The 22,679-nt window shown below is 44.0% G+C and carries 23 protein-coding genes; 1 reads left to right on the top strand and 22 read right to left on the bottom strand.

Annotated features, from left to right (window positions below):
* Positions 1-16: 16 nt before the first annotated feature.
* From gpAD87_RS27455 to gpAD87_RS32005, 17 genes are all read right to left on the bottom strand, one after another.
* The gene (locus gpAD87_RS27455) at positions 17-706 is read right to left on the bottom strand and encodes an acylneuraminate cytidylyltransferase family protein (RefSeq protein WP_064641931.1); all 690 of its coding nucleotides are present in this window, start codon (positions 704-706) and stop codon (positions 17-19) included.
* Between the two features lie 9 nt (positions 707-715).
* Complete coding sequence (gene neuC, locus gpAD87_RS27450; protein ID WP_064641930.1) at positions 716-1,849, bottom strand: UDP-N-acetylglucosamine 2-epimerase; 1,134 nt, start codon at positions 1,847-1,849, stop codon at positions 716-718.
* A gap of 6 nt (positions 1,850-1,855) precedes the next feature.
* Positions 1,856-2,905 carry an N-acetylneuraminate synthase gene (neuB, locus tag gpAD87_RS27445; RefSeq protein ID WP_064641929.1) on the bottom strand — a complete coding sequence of 350 codons (1,050 nt, stop codon included), beginning with the start codon at positions 2,903-2,905 and terminating at the stop codon, positions 1,856-1,858.
* Positions 2,906-4,705, bottom strand: coding sequence for a motility associated factor glycosyltransferase family protein (locus gpAD87_RS27440; protein ID WP_197521528.1), 1,800 nt, complete (start codon positions 4,703-4,705; stop codon positions 2,906-2,908).
* 135 nt (positions 4,706-4,840) lie between these two features.
* Complete coding sequence (locus gpAD87_RS27435) at positions 4,841-5,185, bottom strand: hypothetical protein (RefSeq protein WP_064641928.1); 345 nt, start codon at positions 5,183-5,185, stop codon at positions 4,841-4,843.
* Positions 5,185-5,565: a flagellar export chaperone FliS gene (gene fliS, locus gpAD87_RS27430; protein ID WP_064641927.1), complete on the bottom strand. Its 381-nt coding sequence runs from the start codon at positions 5,563-5,565 to the stop codon at positions 5,185-5,187. Before fliS ends, gpAD87_RS27435 begins: the two co-directional genes overlap by 1 nt.
* Before the next feature lie 23 nt (positions 5,566-5,588).
* Positions 5,589-7,100, bottom strand: coding sequence for a flagellar filament capping protein FliD (fliD, locus tag gpAD87_RS27425; RefSeq protein ID WP_064641926.1), 1,512 nt, complete (start codon positions 7,098-7,100; stop codon positions 5,589-5,591).
* A 12-nt stretch (positions 7,101-7,112) separates the two neighbouring features.
* Positions 7,113-7,487, bottom strand: coding sequence for a flagellar protein FlaG (locus gpAD87_RS27420; protein WP_064641925.1), 375 nt, complete (start codon positions 7,485-7,487; stop codon positions 7,113-7,115).
* Between the two features lie 153 nt (positions 7,488-7,640).
* Positions 7,641-8,414: a flagellin N-terminal helical domain-containing protein gene (locus gpAD87_RS27415; protein WP_064641924.1), complete on the bottom strand. Its 774-nt coding sequence runs from the start codon at positions 8,412-8,414 to the stop codon at positions 7,641-7,643.
* A 189-nt stretch (positions 8,415-8,603) separates the two neighbouring features.
* Complete coding sequence (gene csrA, locus gpAD87_RS27410; protein WP_064641923.1) at positions 8,604-8,837, bottom strand: carbon storage regulator CsrA; 234 nt, start codon at positions 8,835-8,837, stop codon at positions 8,604-8,606.
* Positions 8,837-9,286, bottom strand: a complete 450-nt coding sequence (gene fliW / locus gpAD87_RS27405; protein ID WP_064641922.1) for a flagellar assembly protein FliW — start codon at positions 9,284-9,286, stop codon at positions 8,837-8,839. The genes csrA and fliW overlap by 1 nt, the downstream gene beginning before the upstream one ends.
* A gap of 83 nt (positions 9,287-9,369) precedes the next feature.
* Complete coding sequence (gene flgL, locus gpAD87_RS27400; protein ID WP_064641921.1) at positions 9,370-10,278, bottom strand: flagellar hook-associated protein FlgL; 909 nt, start codon at positions 10,276-10,278, stop codon at positions 9,370-9,372.
* Between the two features lie 23 nt (positions 10,279-10,301).
* Positions 10,302-11,864 carry a flagellar hook-associated protein FlgK gene (gene flgK, locus gpAD87_RS27395; RefSeq protein WP_064641920.1) on the bottom strand — a complete coding sequence of 521 codons (1,563 nt, stop codon included), beginning with the start codon at positions 11,862-11,864 and terminating at the stop codon, positions 10,302-10,304.
* Positions 11,865-11,882: 18 nt separating this feature from the next.
* Positions 11,883-12,383, bottom strand: coding sequence for a flagellar protein FlgN (locus tag gpAD87_RS27390; protein ID WP_064641919.1), 501 nt, complete (start codon positions 12,381-12,383; stop codon positions 11,883-11,885).
* Positions 12,384-12,391: 8 nt separating this feature from the next.
* A complete protein-coding gene (flgM, locus tag gpAD87_RS27385) occupies positions 12,392-12,676 on the bottom strand; it encodes a flagellar biosynthesis anti-sigma factor FlgM (protein WP_064641918.1) in 285 nt (94 codons plus the stop codon).
* A 152-nt stretch (positions 12,677-12,828) separates the two neighbouring features.
* Positions 12,829-13,236 carry a TIGR03826 family flagellar region protein gene (locus gpAD87_RS27380; RefSeq protein WP_064641917.1) on the bottom strand — a complete coding sequence of 136 codons (408 nt, stop codon included), beginning with the start codon at positions 13,234-13,236 and terminating at the stop codon, positions 12,829-12,831.
* 312 nt (positions 13,237-13,548) lie between these two features.
* Positions 13,549-14,034 (bottom strand): ComF family protein, encoded by a 486-nt coding sequence (locus gpAD87_RS32005; protein ID WP_157258582.1) that lies wholly within the window; start codon positions 14,032-14,034, stop codon positions 13,549-13,551.
* 378 nt (positions 14,035-14,412) lie between these two features.
* On the opposite strand from gpAD87_RS32005, the gene gpAD87_RS32350 reads away from it, so the two are divergent.
* The gene (locus gpAD87_RS32350; protein ID WP_197521527.1) at positions 14,413-14,649 is read left to right on the top strand and encodes a hypothetical protein; all 237 of its coding nucleotides are present in this window, start codon (positions 14,413-14,415) and stop codon (positions 14,647-14,649) included.
* Positions 14,650-14,762: 113 nt separating this feature from the next.
* Here gpAD87_RS32350 and gpAD87_RS33035 read toward each other — a convergent pair whose 3' ends face one another.
* From gpAD87_RS33035 to gpAD87_RS27350, 5 genes are all read right to left on the bottom strand, one after another.
* On the bottom strand, positions 14,763-16,655 hold the full coding sequence (locus gpAD87_RS33035; RefSeq protein WP_064641915.1) for a helicase-related protein: 1,893 nt from the start codon (positions 16,653-16,655) through the stop codon (positions 14,763-14,765).
* A gap of 563 nt (positions 16,656-17,218) precedes the next feature.
* Entirely contained in the window at positions 17,219-17,599 is a 381-nt protein-coding gene (locus gpAD87_RS27365; RefSeq protein WP_064641914.1) for a hypothetical protein, read from the bottom strand.
* Positions 17,600-17,924: 325 nt separating this feature from the next.
* Positions 17,925-18,647 (bottom strand): response regulator transcription factor, encoded by a 723-nt coding sequence (locus gpAD87_RS27360; RefSeq protein ID WP_063567747.1) that lies wholly within the window; start codon positions 18,645-18,647, stop codon positions 17,925-17,927.
* A 4-nt stretch (positions 18,648-18,651) separates the two neighbouring features.
* Positions 18,652-19,812 carry a sensor histidine kinase gene (locus tag gpAD87_RS27355; protein WP_024631628.1) on the bottom strand — a complete coding sequence of 387 codons (1,161 nt, stop codon included), beginning with the start codon at positions 19,810-19,812 and terminating at the stop codon, positions 18,652-18,654.
* Positions 19,813-19,859: 47 nt separating this feature from the next.
* Positions 19,860-22,583 carry a stalk domain-containing protein gene (locus gpAD87_RS27350; RefSeq protein ID WP_064641913.1) on the bottom strand — a complete coding sequence of 908 codons (2,724 nt, stop codon included), beginning with the start codon at positions 22,581-22,583 and terminating at the stop codon, positions 19,860-19,862.
* Between the last annotated feature and the right edge of the window lie 96 nt (positions 22,584-22,679).

The raw sequence follows: 22,679 nt of genomic DNA, 5'->3' as shown, positions 1-22,679 counted from the left end.
TCATGAATGCTACACTTTATTTTAATAGCCATCTCAATTTCTCTAAATCTGCTAAGGTATCAACATCAAGATCATATTTCTTATCCATTACATAAGGAATCTTATTATCATTGAGACTAATATCTTGCGTTACAATATCGCTGACTTTATTGATGTAGATAGCACCATTTACTTTATAGTAGATAGGAAGATCTTGTCTTCTGACTGTACTTGATGTCTGCAAAAGTGACTCCAGTTTACCTGATTCATTGATTTTTCTCATAAACAACGGATGATCTTCCACTTCTGATACACTAATGATACTAGCATCTTCATGAGCGGCAATAAGACTGATCGCTTCATCGATATGAACGCAACTTCTCAAAGGTTGCGTTGGTTGTAACAAAACGACATAATCATAAATTTCATTCTGTGATTGTAAGGAGTGAAGTGTATATTTCAAAACATCTATCGTTTTCGCCTCATCTGTAGCAAGATGCTGTGGCCGCAATCTTTCAACCTCAACTCCATGGGCACGGCATACGTCTGCAATCTCAATACTATCTGTAGATACGTATATGCGGTCAATGTACCGAGATTCTAACGCAGCATTAATCGTATACACAATAAGGGGATTTCCATTCACATCCACAATGTTTTTATTTGGAATCCCTTTACTTCCAGCTCTAGCCGGAATAACCGCAACTATTTTCTTATCATGAAACATTAGCTCCCCCTAAATTAAGTCCAAGAACGTTTTTTGAATGTGAGTGTTCCAAATCGCATTTGACTGCAAAATTTTCATGAAACGCTCGGAGCTATCCCCATTCCCGAACAAGTTAGACTGTTTAATCACTCCATGTGGAGGCACAGAAGCTATAGCTTCTAAAATCTTTTTTTGTTCTTCTCCCACATGCTGAATCATAAAATCTTGATCAGAAATATATCTTCCAGTCTGTCGATTCCCAACATCAATCGTCGGCGTTCCATATATCCCTGCTTCACGAATGCCAGCACTTGAATTGCCTATAATATATTGAGCGTGCTTTAAAAGCGTTAAAAAATATTCAAATCGAATAGATGGATAAATTATAAAGCGAGGATGGTCTTCCAGTTCCTGATATGCATTAATAATCAGTTCGCTACCCTTATCATTATTCGGATAAATCACTACATAATTATGGCCCGATTGCAATAAAGCTTTCTTAAACTCTTCGACATGCTTGGGTAACAAATCTACTTGCGTTGTAACAGGATGATACATAACAATGCTATATGTGGAAAAAGGAATTTCATAGCGTTGTTTTACTTTTTCCAAAGATGGAAGTGTTTCGGAATACATAATATCAATGTCTGGTGAACCTATAACATAAATGTGTTCACTTTTTTCGCCTAACTGCATAATTCTACGTTTCGATTCTTCATTACTGACAAAATGCAAATGTGCAAACTTGGTAATGGCATGCCGAATGGATTCATCAATCGTACCCGAGACTTCGCCGCCTTCAATATGTGCGACCAAAATATTATTAAATGCTCCTACAATTGCCCCCGCTAGTGCTTCTAAGCGATCCCCATGAACTACAATCAAATCTGGTTTGATTTCAGAAACATAATTACTCAGTCCACTAATGGTATTACTTAGTGTTAAGTCCATAGGAGTACTATGGTTCTGGTTGATAAAGTGGTATACTTGCCGAAATCCATCCTTTTCAATCTCACGCCATGTAGAACCATAACGGGAATGCATATGCATTCCCGTTATAAATAAGTTCAACTCAAAAGCAGGGTCTTGATCAATTTTCATCATTAATGATTTTAATTTGCCATAGTCTGCTCTCGTTCCTGTTAGAAAAACAATTTTTTTCATTCGTTCTCACTCCACATGCGAGACATCGCTAAATTTCAAATGTTCGTCCTGCTGGATGGATCTCGTTACTTTCTTCCCCAATAAATCATTGTAGTGCTCTGCTTTGATTTCCCCTGCACCTGGACGTTTTACCCAGATATTCTGTTCCGTCAATATTTCTCCTTCTTGAATTTCTTTTGTCGTTACCACCGTTGCAAAAGCAAAATCTATGGTTACCTGCTCCTCAGCTACAGCGTTTTTCTCTCCACCACGCATCATAGCAATCTCCTTGGAACCTTGAATAAGTTCTGTTAATTGTTCAGGATCCATAGAACAAGCAATGTCCGGTCCAGGACGATCGAAGTGATCGGTGAAATGCCTTTCCAAAATGGAGGCACCTAATGCTACTGCTGCTAAACACGCATGGTTGTTTAACGTATGATCGGAAAGTCCGATTACCGCATCTGGAAATTCATCCTGCATCTGACTCATCGCACCAAGTCTGACCAAATGCGCAGGAGTAGGATACACATTCGTACAATGTAATAAAGCATATGGTGTACGATAACGTCTGAATATTTCTACAGATTTCCGGATACTCGCCAAATCATTCATCCCTGTAGAGAGAATAATTGGTTTACCCTTTTGCGCAATATACTCTACTAACGGATAGTTATTGCACTCGCCTGAACCAATCTTATAAGCAACAACATTCATTCGTTCAAGTCTGTTTACAGCCTCGCGAGAAAAAGGTGTACTGATAAATGTCATTCCCTTTGATTCAACGTATCGCATAAGTTCTCTCTCATCTTCTTCGCTTAACGCACATCGAGCCATAACATCATATATTGATACATCCGTATTTCCGGGAATTACTTTTTTGGCTTCCTGACTCATCTCATCTTCAATAACATGCGTCTGATGCTTGATGATTTCGGCTCCTGCAGAAAAAGCAGCATCTACCATCTCTTTTGCTACAGCAAGGGATCCTTCGTGATTGATGCCAATCTCAGCTATAACTACGGGGTCAAAGTCTGCACCAATCAATCTTTGGTTAATTTGAATATAAGGTTCCATCTAACACTCATCTCCCCTGACTATTCTTGATCGTCTAATTGCTTCAGTCATTATTTCAATAGATTCCGGTATAGAACTAACCATTGCAGTCAATAGTGATCCCAGATGTTCATGCATGAGGTCCGATTTTTTTCGCACATCTTGCTCATTCACAATGATTGGAAGTATTCTATCAAACTCCATCATTGCAATTGGGATAAAGGCTTCAAATATCACATCAAACCATTCTTGATTTGTAAGTGCACTCCATCTTTCTTCAACTTTTCCAAGCAGATCCCAAGCCTTTACTTGCTTTATTCTAGATTGGTCACGTCCTTTGTTTAATAACTTTTTAATTTGTATCGCTTCTTCTTTGGCTACCTGTAGTGCATCGATCAAGAACTCAAGCTTTGCTTCAAACTTAGGTAGTTGAATCAACGGCGAAGCACTGCTCTGATCTAAAAAGCTCTCCAAAAAATCCTCCGACAGTGTCCTCTCACATGCAAGCTTTTCATATATATCTTGTGCGGATACCCATGCAGCACCTGCAATTTCAGCACCATGTGCCGTAGTATTCAAAAATTCAACATCATGGAATAACTCAATCAGTTTTTCTATATCATCTTTCATCAACATCAAACTCAAAGTCGTTTCGTTATACCCACCTTTTACATTCTTCACTTTAAGCTTCTTCTCAGGATGTTCAGACGAGCTCACCTCTCCTGCAGTGTGATTCACTCCAGGTGCATAATAACTTCCATTATGGAAAGATAAATCTTGCCCAAAGAGAACTATGCGCTTAGCTCCCAATATAATTGCAGTCTGAATTGCCGTACCTACAACTGTAGTTGTAGAGTGAAGATATTTACGGTTTGTGTCTAAACCTAGAACATATGGCGTGACGGAATCATGATTTAAAAGAGAATAGACCACGCGCTTTTCTCTTTTATTGACAACGCCCTGATAACCTCTAGTCGCTACCATCAACGGAGTTTGGCTTGCAATCTCCGAAGAGAAAATCTGATCATTAATTTCATTTCCATCTAGTAAGGTGACCAAGTGAGGCTTGATTTGATTTTTTTGAAAAAACTGAATGCTGGAACCTGAGGCAATGACAATAGCATGATTTTTGATTTTTTTTAACCATTCCAGATCCTCTTGAAGTGATGGACCCGATGCAACAATTACCGCAGTCTCACCGGAGAAACGATTTTCCAAGTCATAAATTTCAGGATATTTACTAAACTCACTAATGTTATACAATGTATTTTCAAACCACAATTTCTTGAAATGCTCGCGTGTATTGTGATTTGTTACAAAAGCAGCATAGTGATTCATAAATTTCTCTCTCGTTTGTTGCAGTTCTTCAATCTCATTTTCAAGATAATATCGTAGTGGAACAAAGGCTAATTCTTCTTGTATATGTGTACTCAGTCTAGAAAACATTAAATTCAGCTGTTTTTCTCCGACAGACAACCATAGTAATCTAGACCATTCTAAAATAGGAGTCAAATCATATTGTTTCATTGCATATTGGAAAGAAAGTTCATTTGGCTCATACACTACAAAAAAGCGATCTGGATATTTTTCAATCAGATCAGAAATGCCAATCCCTTGACCAAATCCATATACAAAAATAATCCCAATATTCTGAACAGAGAGTTCAACAGCTTGCATCCATTGTGCATCATATTCAATATGTTCCTGGATCATCATGCTTCCAATTTCCACATCGCCTTGTAATGTAAGAAGTAATTCTTTAGAGAAATCTTCGTAAAAGCGCTCCCTTATTACGGTTATATTCTTATTGTAATTATCCATTTTACCTCTCAATGACATAATTCCATTAAATATGTCGTGTATTTATTAGTTTGAAAATATATTTCCCATCAACTAGAGAATGTCTGCCAATCCCTAAAAAGAGTCCTCTTGTTTTCAGAGAACTCTTGCTTTCAGTCAGTTTCGATGATCAATAAACCAACTATCCGCTGCATACTGCTGTTGGTAAGCATTTAGTTGCTGTTTCGCTGAACCTCGCCGTTGCAACCAGGCTCCGGCTTCATTTTTCAGAAATTCCATTCGTTCGACAATCATCTTATCAAAATTCAAAATATATTCAATTTGCTCGCGATTTTGTTGAGTCATACGCGCTTTATGACATTGAAATTCATTTACAAGCCTTTCACGGGTTTCCGCGAGCCGAAAAAGTTCTTCCTCCTGCAGTAAATTTAATTGATTGACCGCTTCTTCAGTAACGCGCTGCAGTTCACTTAAGATCTCTTCTGCCGATCTTTGACTCATCACATGCTACCCGCAACAGCCGACTTGCTAGCTTCGACCCATGCTTCGCGCAATTCAACAAGATGGGCTATAACTTCCTCAGCAGGTCCAACTTGTTTTTTTACATTTGCTTCAATTAATAGAAGAAGCATATATTCATAAATTCGGACTAATTCATTCGAAATTGGGTAATCAAAATTCAGTGAGGAAACTAACTCATGAATAATTGCCTGAGATTTAACCAGGTTATTATTAGCCATTTCATAATCGCGGGAGGTAATTCCTTCAACCCCTGCTTTTGTAAACCGAATCGCACCATCATACAACATAATCAGTAATTTAGGCTTAGATGCCGTCTCCGCTTGTGCTTGCCGATATTTCTGATAAGGTGAATGAATCAAAGTGAAGCCTCCTTTTCAAACGATTAACCAAATAAACTTGATGCTGAGCTGTTGTATTTATTGATCGCTGTCTCCATCGCTGTAAATTTCTTAAAGTAGTTAGTCTCAATATTATTCAGTTTAGATGTAAATTCTGAAATTCGACGATCTAGTGAAGACAGCTGTGTTCCAATTGTACTGCTTGTCATAAAAGAAGCCGTGATGTCACTACTTGAGATTGAAACACCTGCTGTGGTATTCATACTTTTCAGAGCATTGGTGGTAATTTTTTGTAACCGAGCAAGAATACCATCTTTATCAGTAACTTTGTCGCTTGTATATACTTTATCATAATTGGTCGTAAAGACTTCGTTCACGGCATTTGGATTTCTCTCCAGTGCCTCTTTAAGTTTATCGACATCCAGCGTTAACTTCCCTTTGCTTTGATAGTCTCCTGTTGAGATACCCAGACCTTGCAACAGATTAACTTTACCATTACCTGTATCTACATCTCCCATAATCGCAGAACGCATGCTTGAGATAGCCTCTTGCAAAATGCTATCGTTTTTTAACATCCCGCTTTTCGCCTTGTTCGTCCATTCAGTGATTTCGTCTTCTTTCATATCTGCCTTCTGCTCTGAGGTCAGTGGTGCATATTTCGTATAACGTTCCTCAGAAACCTTACTATTCATTAGTGACAGTACTTGATTATAAGAATCAACAAAATCTTTGACAGATTTAACTATTGCATCCGTATCTTTGCTTACTGTAACATTTGCCTCACTGCCTGCTGCAGTTATTGTATTCAGAGTTAGTGTGACACCGTTAATTGTGAACATATTGGACGTTTTCTCCATGCTCAAACCATTCACCGTAACCTCTGCGTTTTGGGCTTTTTTAACAGTACCATCTGTTGGGTCTGCCCAGAAGATATCTTTCAATTTACTATCAATATTCAAACTATTATTATCAGGAGCCGAATTGTTTGTGAATAATTTCCCGTCAGTACCAGAAGCCGTAGCTGTAAGTGACAGACCACTCGTTGCGTCATAAATCGCAGTAACTCCTGTTGCTGAATTATTATTAATCTTTGAAACCAATGTAGCTATAGTGTCACTCTCGTCAATTGATATTGTCGATCCTCCAACCTGTAGAGAAGTTCCGCTTGTGAGCCCCAAATCAGTCAATTTTGTAGTTTCTGATTTACCATTCTGCCCAGTCAATATAACATTAGCAGCCGTAGCCAGTTTAGTCACACCTACTGTCATACTCCCGCTCGCTGTTGCAGAGGCAGTAGCGGTCACCGCTGTTGTATTCCCCGTCACGGTAGCTTTTTGTGCATTTAACGATGATGCTTTACTGAACGTATCCTTGATTTTATCTTGCAAAAAAGTCACCATTTTAGTACTAACTTCCCGATAACTTTCTCTTTTCCAATCAAGCAGTTGCCTCTGTTGATTCATTTTATTCAGAGGTACCTTTTCTGCTTGCATAAGCTTTTGAACCATGGTATCGATGTCCAAACCTGAGGCCAAACCTGTTAAACGCATTACCATTTTTATTTCCTCCTAGATACGTTCATCAATCAATATACCTGCATGTTCAAGCATATTGGCGACAACATCCAATATTTTTTCCGACGGAATTTCGCGTATTACATCGCCGGTTTCTTGATTTTTCACTTTAATCATGATGGCATGTGTCGTATCATGTACAGAAATCTCCAATGTTTTCTGTGGGCCTTGAATTGCACGAATGGCACGTTCCAGATCTTTCATGGTCTGTTCCCGATCTTGGGCAATTTGAGAGATAGTTGTTCGGGGAGCAGATACACTTAAATTAACATCTTGTGGTTTTGAATTTCCTTCAGATACATATTGTGTTGCTTTTACATACGAAGATGAATTCGGTCCTAAGGGATTTGGGGTTGCATTTGTACTCATCCTATTCCTCCCGTTCTCTTCTTAAGCTTCTTCAATTCTATTACCTTATATATCGGCATTGTTCTATCATTACTTTATGTATTCTCAAAAATAAAGAGCCCTGCATATGCAGGGCTCCAAAAAAATTCAATATTAGCTCTTGTAAGCCAGTGATTAACGCAGCAAGGACAGAACGCCTTGTGGCGCTTGGTTTGCTTGTGCCAACATCGATTGCGAAGCTTGCAAAAGGATGTTGTTTTTGGACAGAGCAACCATTTCTTTCGCCATGTCAGTATCACGAATACGGGATTCGGAAGCTGTCAGGTTTTCTACCGTTGTACCCAAGTTGTTAGAAGTATATTCCAAACGGTTTTGGATCGCACCCAAGTTACCCCGTTGAGTTGATACTTTGGAGATCGCATTTGTGATGTTAGACAGCGTTGTAGCAGAATTCAGTCCGTTGAATCCACTTGTGCTGATTTGTTTAATGTCGATTTTGAAAGCTGCATCATCCGCTTGAATAGAGATGCTAGTTGTACCTTTAATCGCGATACCATTAAACTTCGTGTTTGACATGATCGCATCAATTTGAGTTCCCAGTTGTGTCAACTCGGCATTGATGTTACCTTTGTCACCAGATGTATAAGTACCATTTTCTTTTTGTACGTTCAGTTCTTTCATACGAGTCAGCATGGAAGATACTTCGTTCATTGCGCCCTCTGCTGTTTGTGCGAATGAAATTCCGTCCTGAACGTTACGTTGCGCTTGTTCCAGACCACGGATTTGACCACGCATTTTTTCGGAAATTGCCAGACCTGCTGCATCATCAGCCGCACGGTTGATCTTCAGACCGGAAGACAGCTTCTCCATGTTTTTGCTTGATGCCGCTTGGTTCAGACCCATGTTACGGTGTGTATTAACAGCAGAAATATTGTGATTGATAATCATTGTTTATTTCCTCCTTGAAATAGTTATATGCCCACATCCATGTGGTATTAGCGTCTTCACAGGTCGGCCGCCCTGAAGATTACCGCTCTAATATATATATCGACGTCATGGTATAAATTGTTTATAGTTCTTTTAACTTTTTTTCTACTTTTTCTTCAAAACTTTTAATTTGATATGAATATTACAAGGTTATTCAATCAACTTTCCAAATCCGTTTATGGTTTTCTGCAACGTATCTAAATTCATAACTGCATTTTGATTATTTTCTTGAATTGCATCGAGTACTTCTTTACGATAAATATCAATATCTTTTGGAGCTGCTATTCCAAGTTTGACGTGCTCCCCATCTACAGAAAGTACTGTCAGTACAATATTATCCGAAATCACAATGGATTCACCCTTCTTGCGCGTAAGTACAAGCATCAGACGTCACCAACCTTATTTTCAGAATCATTATCTCTCCATAATGCATGTTTTGTTATATATTCTGTATTTTGCAATACAATTTGTTTACCTAAATTATTCTGCTTATTTAGTACAATGGGCGCCAGCAAGTTGGCTGTAGAGTTTTTTATTTCATCATAAAGAGTTACAATGCAGCGAACCAAGATGTCACTTTGATCAATAACACTGAGTTCATTAACAATTTCTGGAGAGAGTTCAAATTCGTAATCCGAATGAAAATCGAAAGGGTTCACTGTTACAAAGGAAATAGCTGGCTCTTCAACTGAACTGAATAAGCTGAACACCTCATCATGTTGCTGTAAAGTAAAAGATCTCAGTTCTTCAAAACCTGGTATTCCTTTAGGAAGGGTATATATTTCTTTTGCCATCTGTTCTTCAGTTGAGTCTAAATTATTCTGCTGATTCATTTGTCCATCCTCCTAAACTATTAAAAAAGCTATGGAGCATCCATGTCCATAGCTTACTGTTTATCTATAATTAAAATCAAACATTATCTCATAAAGTCCATCAAAGATGGTTGCATGATCTGAGCAGATGATTTGAGAGCTGCTTGATAGATCGTCTGTGCAGAGGTAGCCTGTATCATTAGACTTGCCACATCCGCGTCTTCTGTTTTTGATTGCAATGTTGTAAAGTTCAAATTCTGATCATCCAGGCGATTTTGAACCAATTCGATCCGGTTGGTTCTAGCCCCAACCTCCGAGAGACACGCCTGCATTTTGGTTGAACGGGATTCAATGTTTTGTAGTTGTTGCTGTACCCCCGCTTGATTCCCGCTATTTAACGCAGCTGAAAGATTATCGATGATTTTGAAAACATTGTTGTCCTCACCCTTATTACCAAAAAATTCTGAACCGGAGGTATTTATTCGGAATGTGACCTGTTCACTGATGGAATACATTACTCCTTGTGTATCCGTCTCCACATCTGCATAGTCCGTTATTGTTCCAGATAATTCATACGGTGCCTTGTCATAGGTTTGGCCATTAAAAATAAACTTCCCACGGATTTGAGTATTACCAATATCCACTAGGTGCTTTTTCAATTCCACTATTTCAAGATTAACCGCCTCCAAATCGGAATCAGCCAAGGTTCCATTGGATCCTTGAACCGCGAGTTCCTTTAGCCTTTTCATCACATCACTGGCTTGCTGCATATTCGAATCCGTCGCATCAAGCCAGCTCACAGCAGCATCGGTATTAGTCTGATATTGTTCATTCGCTGACAAATCTGCTCTATAACGAAGAGCATATGTTACGCCAACAGGATCATCAGAAGGTTTATTAATTTTACGACCGGTAGAGATTTGGTTGGACATTGTATCCATACGGTTCAGGTTCCGGTTCAGGTTACTCAGCATCTGAGTGCTCATCATACCTGAGGTTACGCGAATAGCCATTATTAATTACCCCTTTCTACGTCTTAGCGACCGACCACACCAGTGCTGTTAATGAGCTTATTAAGCAGTTCATCATAGGCAGTCATGAAACGGGCAGCTGCACTGTATGCGTGCTGGAATTTAATTAAATTGCTCATTTCTTCATCTAGAGAGACTCCACTTACGGATTGACGATTCAAGTCGACCTGTTCAGTGAGGAGTTGAGCATTTTGAGCTTGTCGTTTAGCTTCCTGAGTCTGGACACCAAGTTGGCCTACAATCGCGCCGAAAAAGTCATCCACCGTAGTTGGTTTAGACAATGCTGATCCAAAATCAAACTTTGTATCTCTTAAGCCAGCTAACGCTATGGCTAAACTGTTGTTCCCTAGTACTACACTCTCACTTGTACCTGTTCCGGTAGTCCGCATCGAAGTAGCTATCTTATTCGGATCATTTTGGATATCTGTACTTAATGTAATATTACCAGCCGTAATCGTTCCAGAACCGTCTTTGGTTGAGAAAAAATCCCCGCCTGCTGTCGGAGTATCACCGCTAAGGGTATACCCCAGTTTATGAAGCCCATTAATCCCTTGAACCGTCACTTTCAAATCTGACGTTAACGTTCTATTGTTATTGGCATCTGAATAGGTCACATTGTTGAAAACCGTGCCGCTAGGCAGTACGGATCCAGCAGGAATGGTAATCTCAATATCCCCGGTTGCGAGCGTATTCGCCAGTTGATTGATTTGATTACGATAGTCTGCTACATATTGATCACGAGAATGAATCATTCCGTAGACTTCGCCGCCAGTTAAAGTCCCCGCTTGATAGGCATTCTCTAGAATATCAGCCGTGACAGGAACCACCGCAGCTCCAGTGACTGCTACTTGGCCTGCAATCGTTACCTGGTAGCCACTATCCAGTTCTGTTATCTGAACGCCTGCAATCTTGGAGAGCTGGTCAACGGCATAATCACGTTGGTCACGCAAATCATTGGCATTGTCGCCCAGTTGCTCCACTTTTACAATGTTGTTGTTCAGATCCGCTATGGACTGCAGATATGAGTTGATCTCAGTGGTTTTTAACGAAACGTTATTGGTCAAATCACTAGTCAGTGCATCCAATTGAAGACTGATTTGATTTAAACCATCTGTTAACGCCAAAGTTGTCTCTTTCACAATTTTGCGGTTTGTAACATCCTGTGGATCTTGACTAAGATCGGACCAAGAGTTCCAGAAGTTATTCAGCACTGTGCGAATACCCGTATCCGAAGGCTCATTCATGATGGTTTCAAGCTTTTCAAGTGTACTATTACGAATGGTCCATCCTCCAAGTGAGGTGTTCTCATTACGGAATTGCCCGTCCAAAAAAGATTCACGAACACGCATAATTGAGTTGAACTCCACACCCGTTCCAAGCTGACCTGGTGCTGTTGTACGGTAAAATGCCACTGCATCAATTGGATCTGCTGCCGTCATGTTGACAACTTGTCGTGAATAACCTGGTGTATTCGCATTGGCAACGTTATGTCCTGTTGTGTTCAAAGCGGCCGTTTGTGTGATCAGACTGCGTTTGGCCGTTTCAATTGAATGAAATGTTGAAGCCATATTATTTTTCCCCCATTGTTAACCACGAGTATCAAAAAGACCAGAGCGAGCTATACCATAAGATTTCTCTAAAGGATTCTGATATGTGGCTTCTGATTCAGCATGAAATGACATTGTCTCAATAAAAAAGTCGATGTACGAGAGCGACTGCTTAATAAGCTGTTGATTGGATTCATTAAGATATTTCACCTTTTCTAGCACATCTGTTAATGAAGTTTGAGCTTGAAGAAGCCTCTTTTTCTCTGCGGTATCAAAGACCAGTCTTGTCAACTCACTAATGGTCAGATTTAACTTGGACTTAATACCACGTTCCTCCAGAAACTGGTGGACTGCCAGAATTCTTTGCTGCTCGATCAACTCAATCCTTTTCAGCAGTTTAGATTCCTGGTTAATTAGAGAAATCAGGATATCAACTTTGTTGGCAACAACAGCTTCCTTCTTCCGTTCCCCCAGCTCAAGCATCTCCACATGTGCGGCTTCCAACTGTTCAAGTACATCAATTATCGATTCAATTGCCATGTGTCCTCCTATTGATTAGGGAAGTTCTTAAAGTATGGAGCAAGCTTCTCTGCAAGCTTCTGGCTGTCTACTTGATAAGTTCCCGAATTCACCTGTTCCTTTAATTCCTGAATACGTTGTGTGCGGCCTGCGTCCTGTGTACGACCTTGTTCCTCAAGCATCTTCATCGCCTCCGGAGAAATGGATACTTCGTCCTTACGGCGGCTCTTTTTGGCATCAGCCTGCTGATTGGATTCAACGTTTCTCTGATAGGAATTGATAGCACCAATTCTATTCGGTTCATTGATTTTCATACAAACTACACTTCCTTTACCCTAGGATTTTTTACATTATCTTTATGTTATTGAATGATTGAGATAATAAAAAAAACCGATAATCTTTAATAAGTTTATCGGTACGTTCCAAAACATTTGTTATAGCAAAAACTGTATTTAAGCCCTCGCTCCTATGAATCGCGCAGTTTGTCGACAGCATTGTAGGCTCGCCCGCCTATATTATTGTTATCCTTCTGGCCTACTTCACGGGCTGCTCCTGCCAAATCTTTGGTCAAGCGGCTTCGACATGAATCACACATATGTCCTTCACGAATCAGCGTTCCACATACTTCACAAGGATACATCATGTTAGGGGCGTTTTCGATGGAAATCCGACCCTCCCGAATAAAGCGGGTGATTTGCTTAATCGAAATCTCCGTTGCATCAGATAATTCCTGTATATTGGTACCCTTATTCTCACGTAGGTAGTCTACACATGTTTGGTATTCCTGCTCAATTTCTTTGATACAGTTCGAACATACATCCCGAAAATTCAACGCATATAATCTGCCGCAGCGAGGACAATTACCTAGATTCATTGCTAAAACGCCCCTCTCATACTTCCTTTTCCGAATGGATAATAATTATACATTACCTTATTTTCACACATCAAGCCATAGTCTATTGCAAACATAGCAAGGGGTTAAAATGCATGTATGCGCAATCTTATGGATATTAAACAAGTTGTTTTTGCAGAATTACACATCAATTTTTCTCAACTGATGAACTAATGAGCATTAAACCCAGATATGTTGTTACTCGAAAATCAGTAAAGTTATCACCAGTAATGGAGACAGGCATCACGTTAAATTTAACATGCATTTTCATATATCACTTATTGATTCTTAAGCTTAAGATCTGGCCAAAGTCAGCGTGTAAATCTCTATTGGAAGGTTAATAGAAGATCCAGCGTTTAAGATCACCTGTCCACATGCATCCAGAGTACTACCGGTTGTATAAATATCATCGATCATTAGCAAGCGTAAGGGAGCAATTTGCCAGCCTTGTGTTGTCGGTCTGAAATTCGAAGAGGCTCCTTGTCCAATCGTATATGAATTGGCTGATTGTGAATACACGTTCTTTTGAACGGATTGAGTGGCGACTTTATAGAGTTCAAGTATCATCTCCATTCCACCTGGCTGAATTGCAAATGCATCCTGCATCGTCTGAATGCGCTCGCCGCGTGTTTTGAAGCTTTGTTTGGTGGTGTTGATCCGACGCTGTAGCAGATCAACAACTGGTAGGCGGACGCCAGCGGCAAGTCCTGCTGCGAGCCGCTCGGCCTGGTTGAAGCCGCGCTCGGCAAGGCGTTCGTCGCTGACGGGGACATAGGTCACGGCGTCTGGCCGCCATCGTGGCTTATTGCTTTGGAGCAGCGACTGGCGGTTGCGCATCGTTGCTCCGGGATGAGCGTGCGTATAGTACGCGTCTGAGCTGTGGTTGTTGTGTTGCGCGTGTATATGCACGGGCGCTAACGCGGCAGGTAAGTGGACGGGCGAGGGCGATGTTACGTGCCCGTTAGGTCGGTGAACGAGTGCGTTTGTTGACGCACTCGAGCCATGTGGATGTGAAATGACATCCACATGGTATTGAGCGGGCGTGGCGGAATGAGCTACGGGGGCCAGGGTTTCTTTTGCCAAAACAGGGTTGAGTTCTTCACTCATTGCTTGAAATGCTTGAATAATAAGAGCAGTTAACAGTGGCGCATAGCGCGCATGGCCTCTGAATTTGTACATCCCAATCCATTCCTTCATAAGAGCGTTATACTGGACGGCACTGCGGTTGCATATGAAAGAACGGTTTTGCATATGTGGGCGAACGCAGTCCGGACAGCCGATCCCCCGACCACAACGCAGACAGCGGATGGAACGAATCCATGGAATTTGCTGCACACAACGCGGACAGATGTCGGGATAGATCGGGGACAATATCGCTCGTGTACCACAGGTTAGACAAGTCGCTCCGGGTGGGGCGAGTAATCCATGCAAGCGATGGGTAAGTTGGTGCAAGTGGTCAGTGATGCTGCTTAGCCAGTTCGACATCCGATTGTAACCTCCCTCAGTATCTATTGATGTGCTGGCGGGTGAAGATAGCCTTTGCGTTTTGCGATGTTGTTCATCTTTTGGATTTGTGCCACCGCTTTTACCTGGGAACGCGTACGACGGGATGATGCGAAGACGACTCTTCCTGCTGGATCATCCATAGATCGACCCGCTCTACCCGCCATCTGTACCAGAGATGCTTCGTCGAAGAGACCATTATCCGCATCCAAAATAAATACATCGCTACGTGGAATGGTGACGCCCCGCTCCAAGATAGTGGTGGTCACGAGCAGACGTATGGTCCGTTCACGAAACGCAATTACTTTGCTCGCACGATCCGGATCTTGGGATGATGTTCCTTCGATATGGATTTTTGGAAACATGCGACGCATGAGATTTACAAATGCCTCAATCTGAGCGATCCGTGTCACAAAAACAAATACCTGAGCTTCCCGTAGCAAGGAGGTTTGAATACTCTTTTTTAGTGTCGCGGGCAGCTCTCCCTTTCGAATACATTCAGCGACGGTAGGCATTTTCAATAAACGCGGTACGGGTAAAGGGTGGCGGTGGAAGCGGACAGGAACTTTGGCGTGAGTGAGTTTCCCTTGCGCCGCTTCCCGCTGTAGTCTAGCTGGTGGCGTAGCGGACAGATAAACAAAATGACCATCAGGCTTGCACGAGGACGTCGCCGCATGAGCGAGCATGGGATCATTATGGTAGGGAAATGCGTCGAGTTCGTCGATAATGACCAGATCGAATGCCTGGTAAAAACGCATCAGTTGGTGCGTGGTCGCGAGTGTAAGCTCTGCGTCTTTCCAGCGCTCGGTGCTGCCTCCGTATAGCGTAGCGAGCGAGATGTCAGGGAACGCCTTCGCCAAACGAGGGGCAAGCTCCAGCACGACATCCCGGCGCGGCGTAGCGACAAGCGCTCGTCCACCGCGCTCCAATATGTATTGGAGCAAAGGGAATATCATTTCCGTTTTGCCGGCCCCGGTCACGGCCCACAACAAAAACCGCCCCGGCCCATCCCCTGCGGATGGCTGGGCCAAAAAGGCCAGCGCCGCGGCAGCAGCCGCGCTCTGCGCTGGGCTGAGCCCCCACCGGGCAAGTCCGCCCTCGGTGGGGGCAACGGCCATGCCACGCTGCGATGCACCGTGTGGCACGGCCCATGGCGCTGCGCTACGCAGCAGCAGCGCACAGGCACGGCTGCGCCCCAGCGCGAGGCAAGCCTCGCAGTAGGCGCACGCCGCCAGGCCGCAGGCAGCGCAGGGCACGCGCTGCCCGGCAAAGCTGCCGCATCGGCGGCAGCGGGGCGCGCTGTGCGCGCGACCAAGCCACGCGAGGCGTTGCCGCCGCGTGGCAGGCCCTTCCAGGGCGGCTGCTATGCTCAGCCGCCCACGCAGGTGCGCGAGCTGCGCAGCCGCGCGCCAAACCGAGGCAAGCTGCGGCGACGTGTCCGCCAGCAGCGCCTCTGCCTCGGCCGCCAGAAATTGGCGGCCGCGAAGCCGCTCAGCCAGCAGGGCCGCGCCCCGCTCAAGCTGAGCCCACTCCCCGGCGGGATACGACTCTGGCATCCCGCCCACCTCCGCACCTCTTTCAGCGCCAATCCCTACATTGCCTCCCATCTCTACCCTAGCCGCAAGTTCCCCGGAGGCCCTCTCGTACTCTTCCAGTTTGCGCTGCATATGCGTCTGCCAATGCTCCTCTCCCCACTGATCCATACCTCGCTCCACCTCAAAATTCTCTACCATCCACGAGGCCTGACTTAAAGGTAACTCCCTGCCTAACATTAACCATCGCAACACCCATTGTCCGCTCAATCCCTCAAGCCACCACGCCACATCCACTCGGATATCCAGTGACAGCACCATCTTCCACTCTTCTCTCACTCGGCACACATACAACCCAACCTTCATTCGCTCTCCTCCCTCATCCTACATGTCCCAAAACGCAAAAAAAGCACATGCCAACCGACTATTCGTCGGAGCATGTGCTTCATGTCCATATCTCATTTATTCTTTATTCATTTGTATTATCACTATATCAATTGTGAAGTCGTCCCACAAGTCGTTTAGTTTCCAAAAGCAACCGATACGATCATTTTACCCATTCAATGAGAAGCGATAATCTTTCTTTGATCATGCGAAACTTTTTCCAATCTGCTTCGTCTATACTTTTAACTTAAGAGTTCTGAATTCAAAAAGGTTCGTGCTGCGATCCCCACAAGGCTCCAACAGGGACAATAACCATAGATTGCATAAAAACCCATATTTAATTTAACAGCAAGCTTGGCTACAATGACAAAAAAAGACTACAGCATAAGCTGTAATCTTTAACCTCAAACATGATGAAATTTATGCTTATTTTGGCAAACTGGCATGACCTCATTGAAAGTGCATTCTGACTGTTGACACGCTTTAGCCAGTCTGTCTCAGCAGCTTGCACGATTAATGGACCCAACTGTTGCAAAAAAAAGCATCTACTGCTTTGGCTCACGCAAATCGATAAGGCGAAAAGAATGACTCCCAGTCTGATTCCACTGTTCCATATCCGAAGGGACAGCAGACAAGTAAGATAACTCCATTCCTTGCCTATGCATAAGCTTCTCAATAATACGAACCGTTTCGGCTTCCGTACGATCAGCGACAACCGTCAATGTGAAGCTCTTTCCACGGTAAAATAATTCCCGGCAAAGCGCTCTTACAATGCCTTCAATCCGCTGCTCCTGATTGGAAGGAATGAGCATAATCTGCTCGTAGCCCTCGGGGTCCGGACGGGAAAGATGGCGCTGGTGCATGGCATGAACGGCCATTGCCGCCAGGAAGTATATGAGCAGAATCATAGTCAGATGAGCAACCATGGCAACTGCACCTCCTCGGAAGGTCATGCTCACCCATGGCGAACATCCCTGTATACAGCAGTATATGCTGCATTCCCCGAAGGGTTACACTTGCAAATCCTAAAGCGCATATTCCATTCTGATCGACACCGGACGAAGAAGACAGGCCAGGTCGTTCAATCATTCATGCCGAAGCTTGAACATAAGTTCTTCTAACTTCACACTTTGCTCATTTGCAGTAATAAAGTCCATTAACCCGCTAACCAGTCCAACACTCTGGAATGGGCGCGAGTAAACAGAATCCTATAATTGCTATAATCAAACTGCATCTAAATACAATCGTATATTAGAGGGTAACCCAACCATATTTGATCGAGTTGATAACCGCTTGTGTACGATCGTCCACTTCCATCTTCTGCAAAATACTGCTGACATGGTTTTTTACTGTTTTCTCACTGATGAACAGGAACTCACCAATCATTTTATTGCTCTTACCTTCAGCCATCAGACGCAATACTTCAGCCTCACGACGAGTAAGCGGATTATTGTCGCCAGCGACAAATTTAACGCCAGCTTCCTTCGAAGCTCCTTCGCTCATTGCCCCTGTCTCATTAAGGTACGTCATACGACGCAACTGCATGATCAGTTTGCCAGTTACTTTAGGGTGGATGAATGCATGCCCTTCATGAACAGAACGAATCGCATTGATCAGGGACTCGGCCTCCATATCTTTGAGCAGGTAGCCATTAGCACCTTTACGCAGCGTCTCGAACACATAACTCTCATCATCATGAATAGACAAGATAATGACTTTGACATCCGGGAACAGCTCACGCAATTTCTCCGTCGCTTCAACCCCGTTTTCCACAGGCATGTTGATGTCCATCAATACGATGTCCGGTTTATCCTGATTACAGAATTCGAGCACCTGAATCCCATCGCCGCATTCGCCGATGACCTCAATGTCGTCCTCCATATTTAAAATGCGTTTCAGACCTTCACGGAACAGCTGATGATCATCAGCCAAAAGAACTTTAATTGATGTCTTTCCAGTATCACGGTTTTCCATCCTGCTACTCCTTTCCCTTATCCACGTTTGTCGGGATATGAATCACTATTTTGGTTCCTTGATTTTCCGCGGACTCGATCTCTATTCTTCCTTCTAACAGTTCAACCCGCTCTCTCATCCCAATCAGACCGAAGTGGGTATGATCCTTGCTCTTCTTCGCAAGAAGCTCCGGTTTGAACCCAAGCCCATTGTCCTGCACGACAATCTTAACGAGCTGAGCCTGGTATGTAATTTCCACTACAACATAAGTGGGATAAGCATGCTTCGCAGCATTGGACAGACCTTCCTGCACGAGGCGGTAGATCGCAGCCTCCATTGCCGAAGATAAACGGTGTTCCTTGCCTCTCGTTTCAAAAAGCGAGCGGATTTTTGTTTTTTCTTCAAAATCCTGCACGTACTTCCGAAGCGTTGGAATCAATCCCAGGTCATCCAGTGCCATAGGACGCAAATTGAAAATAACTTTTCTCATTTCTCCAAGACTCGAACGAACCTGGCCTTTCAAATCTACTATTTCGGCCTGGACCATCTTAAAATCCTGCTTTATGAGCATTCTTTCTACAATTTCCGTCCTAAGCACTAGATTTGCGAGCATCTGCGCAGGTCCGTCATGGATCTCACGGGCAATACGTTTCCGCTCTTCTTCCTGGGCCAAAATTATTTTCAAACCAATCATTTGTCGATTTTTGGCGGATTCAATGATGCGGGTCACTTGACCCAGCTCACCCGACAGATACTCCAGTACAACCCCCATCTGGGAACCGATCGTCTCGGCGCGCTCCACGGAAGCTTCCACATTTTTGGCACGCTTCTGCAGATCATCCCGACGGGCTTTCAGATACATTTCCTTCTCACGGTAAATCATCAGATCCAGCTGTAACTGCGTCGCTTTCTCATACGCCTGCTTGATATCATGCTCGGAATAACGGACGAAGTCGCGGCTAACCTCAGTTAGCCGGATCCGGGAGCGGCGGTAGTTGAGCTCCAATTGATCTACTTTCTCGATCGTTTCCGCCGTCTCCTTCAGAACCGACTTCAATTCCTCGTTCAGCGTTTTCAGCTCATTCCGAGTCGAGTCCATAATCTCAAACATTTGATATTTACTGTTTTCCATGACTTGTATGGCGTTTTTTATGACGCGGTCTATGGCATCGGCTTGTAAATCCACGTTTGTTCGACTCCATTTCTATCGTTTCCGGTATATATCATACCATATCACGATGAGATGGTAACGGTCTTCGTGTTCTGTTCCCATTTTACAGTCAGTCCAAGCTGCTCTGAAACGAGTCTGAGAGGGACTAAAGTCCTACCACCAGATACGTAAGGTGCTACTGTTGCACTTTGTCTTTTGCCATTGATGATGAATTCTTTCTGGCCTACAACCAGATCAATCAGCTTGCCACCGCGCACGACGGTAACTCTTTGATTTTTGCTATCCCAGCTCGCCTGTCCGCCAAAAGCATCCAAAACATGCTTGATTGGAACATATGTTGTACCATTTTTCAGTACTGGCGCAGAATCGATTGCCTTTTTCGTTCCGTTTACGGTCATGGATTTCTGTCCAAGCACCAGAGAAGCAGTTCCTGTAGGCAAGCCCACTTCACTGGATTTGGATGGCATGGTGAAAGCAATGTTGTCAAAAGCAACCGTGCCTGTCTTCGCACGCTCATCCTGACCTTCTTCCACATTCACCACATAAACCCGTTTCAGCTTCGCCGGATAAGAAATATTCAGCCCATTCAGGTCCACGTTCAGTTTTTTCCAACCATCCCAATCAATTGCCTTAGCGAGATCGGCATATACCGTTTTGCCACTGGCATCCGTAAATTCAGCACGCAGCCAGTTCAGGCTCTTATCTCCCATAACATCCATCGACATGGATGTTGCTGTTGCAGATACCTCTTTGCCAGTGGAACCGTTCAATTGGGCATATGCATACATTTTACCTATTCCTGCGGTCATGTCATAGCTCAGCTGCAGCACCTTGGAGCCAGCTTTTTCACCTGTTCCCGCTGTCACGGACGCCGATCCAGTTACACCTGATGCATTGGTCGTGAAGTTGATCGGGTAGCTAACATTCTCGAAGTTCTCCCATATCGTTTCACTTGCCGCAGCGGAGAGCACAACCACCGTGCTGTAGCCGTCATAACGACCGATCGCATAGCCAACTTGAGCGCCAGCGTTCACGGAGGATACGGTTAATTGGTCTGCAGACACTTTACCTTTGAATCCAATAAACTCCCATGTCAGCGAATCCGCCGGAACTGTCACACTTTGTCCGTCTTTGGTCTTCGCCGTTACTGGAATGGAAATCGTTGTATCCGCTTGGAGCGATCCCAAGCCAGATCCGGCTGTCAGCGAAGCCAGTTCACTTCCGCCCAACACGGTAACTTTAATGGAAGATGAAGCTCCATTGCTTGTTGCAGTCAGCGTCACTGTACCTGGTTTCACACCTTTGATCGTTCCATTGCTTACACTCACGATGCCGTTGTTGCTCGATTTCCATGTCATCTTGATATCGCCTGTCGCAATCGGGTTATAGTAGGTGTCATATCCTTTAGCTGTATACTTGCCCTCTTGCCCTACTAGCAATGTTTGGCTGCCACTCACGGCAAAGCCCTGCAGCTTACCTTCCGGAGCCGTAGAGAACACGCCCAGCGTGTTTACGACCTGACGCTGCTCTGTACCGTACTCCGTGTTGAACGTAAGCCCTGCTGTCTCCTCGCCAAGCGGACGAGTTACCATCGTTGTGGAACCGCCTCCGTCCAGATTCATGCCTTTCCATACACCAATGCTGGTCATGAAGGATTGCAGTTCAGTCAGCGACAAACCGCTGCTGTTACTGTTTTTCTCCGCTGCAATAATGTAGACATACCGACCATCTTGGGAGTAGCCGACTGCTGTTCTCGCACGAATGCCACCGATGCCGGAAGCAGCAATATCACGGGAAAAAGTAGCCGCCTTGCCACCATTCACCAGAATGGTATGTCCACCGATCATCATCTGCAGGTTGCTTGGATCAACGGTCTCCCCCGTCGTTTTGGCTTTTAACTTGTAATCCGCATTCAGCGACTGTCCTACCGCCAGGTGAGTCATAATCCATGTCGCTGCCGTTCCGTGCGCACGCAAAATGTACCCATCCGCCGGCACCGTCATGTTTAACGCCTTTTTATCCGAAATTTGGGTGATCACACCGTTCTGCACAAGTACCTCAGTTGGTGTTGTGGAAGGATCATTCGGTCGCTTCGTTGACGTCCAAGCCGGTGTATAAATATACATCGAATTGGCGTGACTGTATTTCACCGAGCTTGATTCGACCGTGTAGTCCTCTTTATTTATCCCACGCAAAGCAAACGTTGAACCATCATCTGCCTTCACGGTGCCATCGAATGAATATTCATCAATCATCGGCTTGCCGTCTTTGGTTACGGTGAGGGCATACATCCCTGACAGCTCTGATGGAGTAGATACGAGGACCCCATCCGAGACCTGTCCACCAATTGGGGCAAGTTCCCCGGATACATTGAAATAATCGCCGTTCACGGCGGCTACTGCTCCGTTTTCCTTAGCCATGCCACCCGTGCTTTGTTTACTATTCAGATTGCCGCCCTTGCCTGTCATGACATCCAGCTTCACATAGGGATTTTGTAAATCCACTTGAATGACATCTGCCAGTACGTTCACCTTCGAGCCGGAACGTGTCGTTGTATAATTGTATTTCATCAACTTCGCACCCGAAGTCAGAATTTCTTCGCTCAATTTACTTGTTGTTGTAGAGGCCGCTGCAGCCACCGACTGCCATGTACTTCCCGACCACACCTGTTGTCCCGCTCCCAGAACCGGTGCAATCCAGATCACGCCTGCCAGCGTCACAATCGCCCATTTCTTCGCCTTGCTACCCTTAACGTCGTTCAGCCGTTTCCCTTGTTTCCCCAGCATGTTTGAAACGTCTCTCCCATCTTGTATATCAATCTTAGATATCACGATCTCTACCATGTGGCAGCAGACAGCGAGATTTCTAGTATACTCTTCTAT

This window comes from Paenibacillus sp. AD87 (assembly GCF_001659845.1).
GTDB lineage: Bacteria > Bacillota > Bacilli > Paenibacillales > Paenibacillaceae > Paenibacillus > Paenibacillus marchantiae.
Note: the sequence above shows the minus strand (reverse complement) of the source record. Positions and strands in the feature narration are given on the sequence as shown.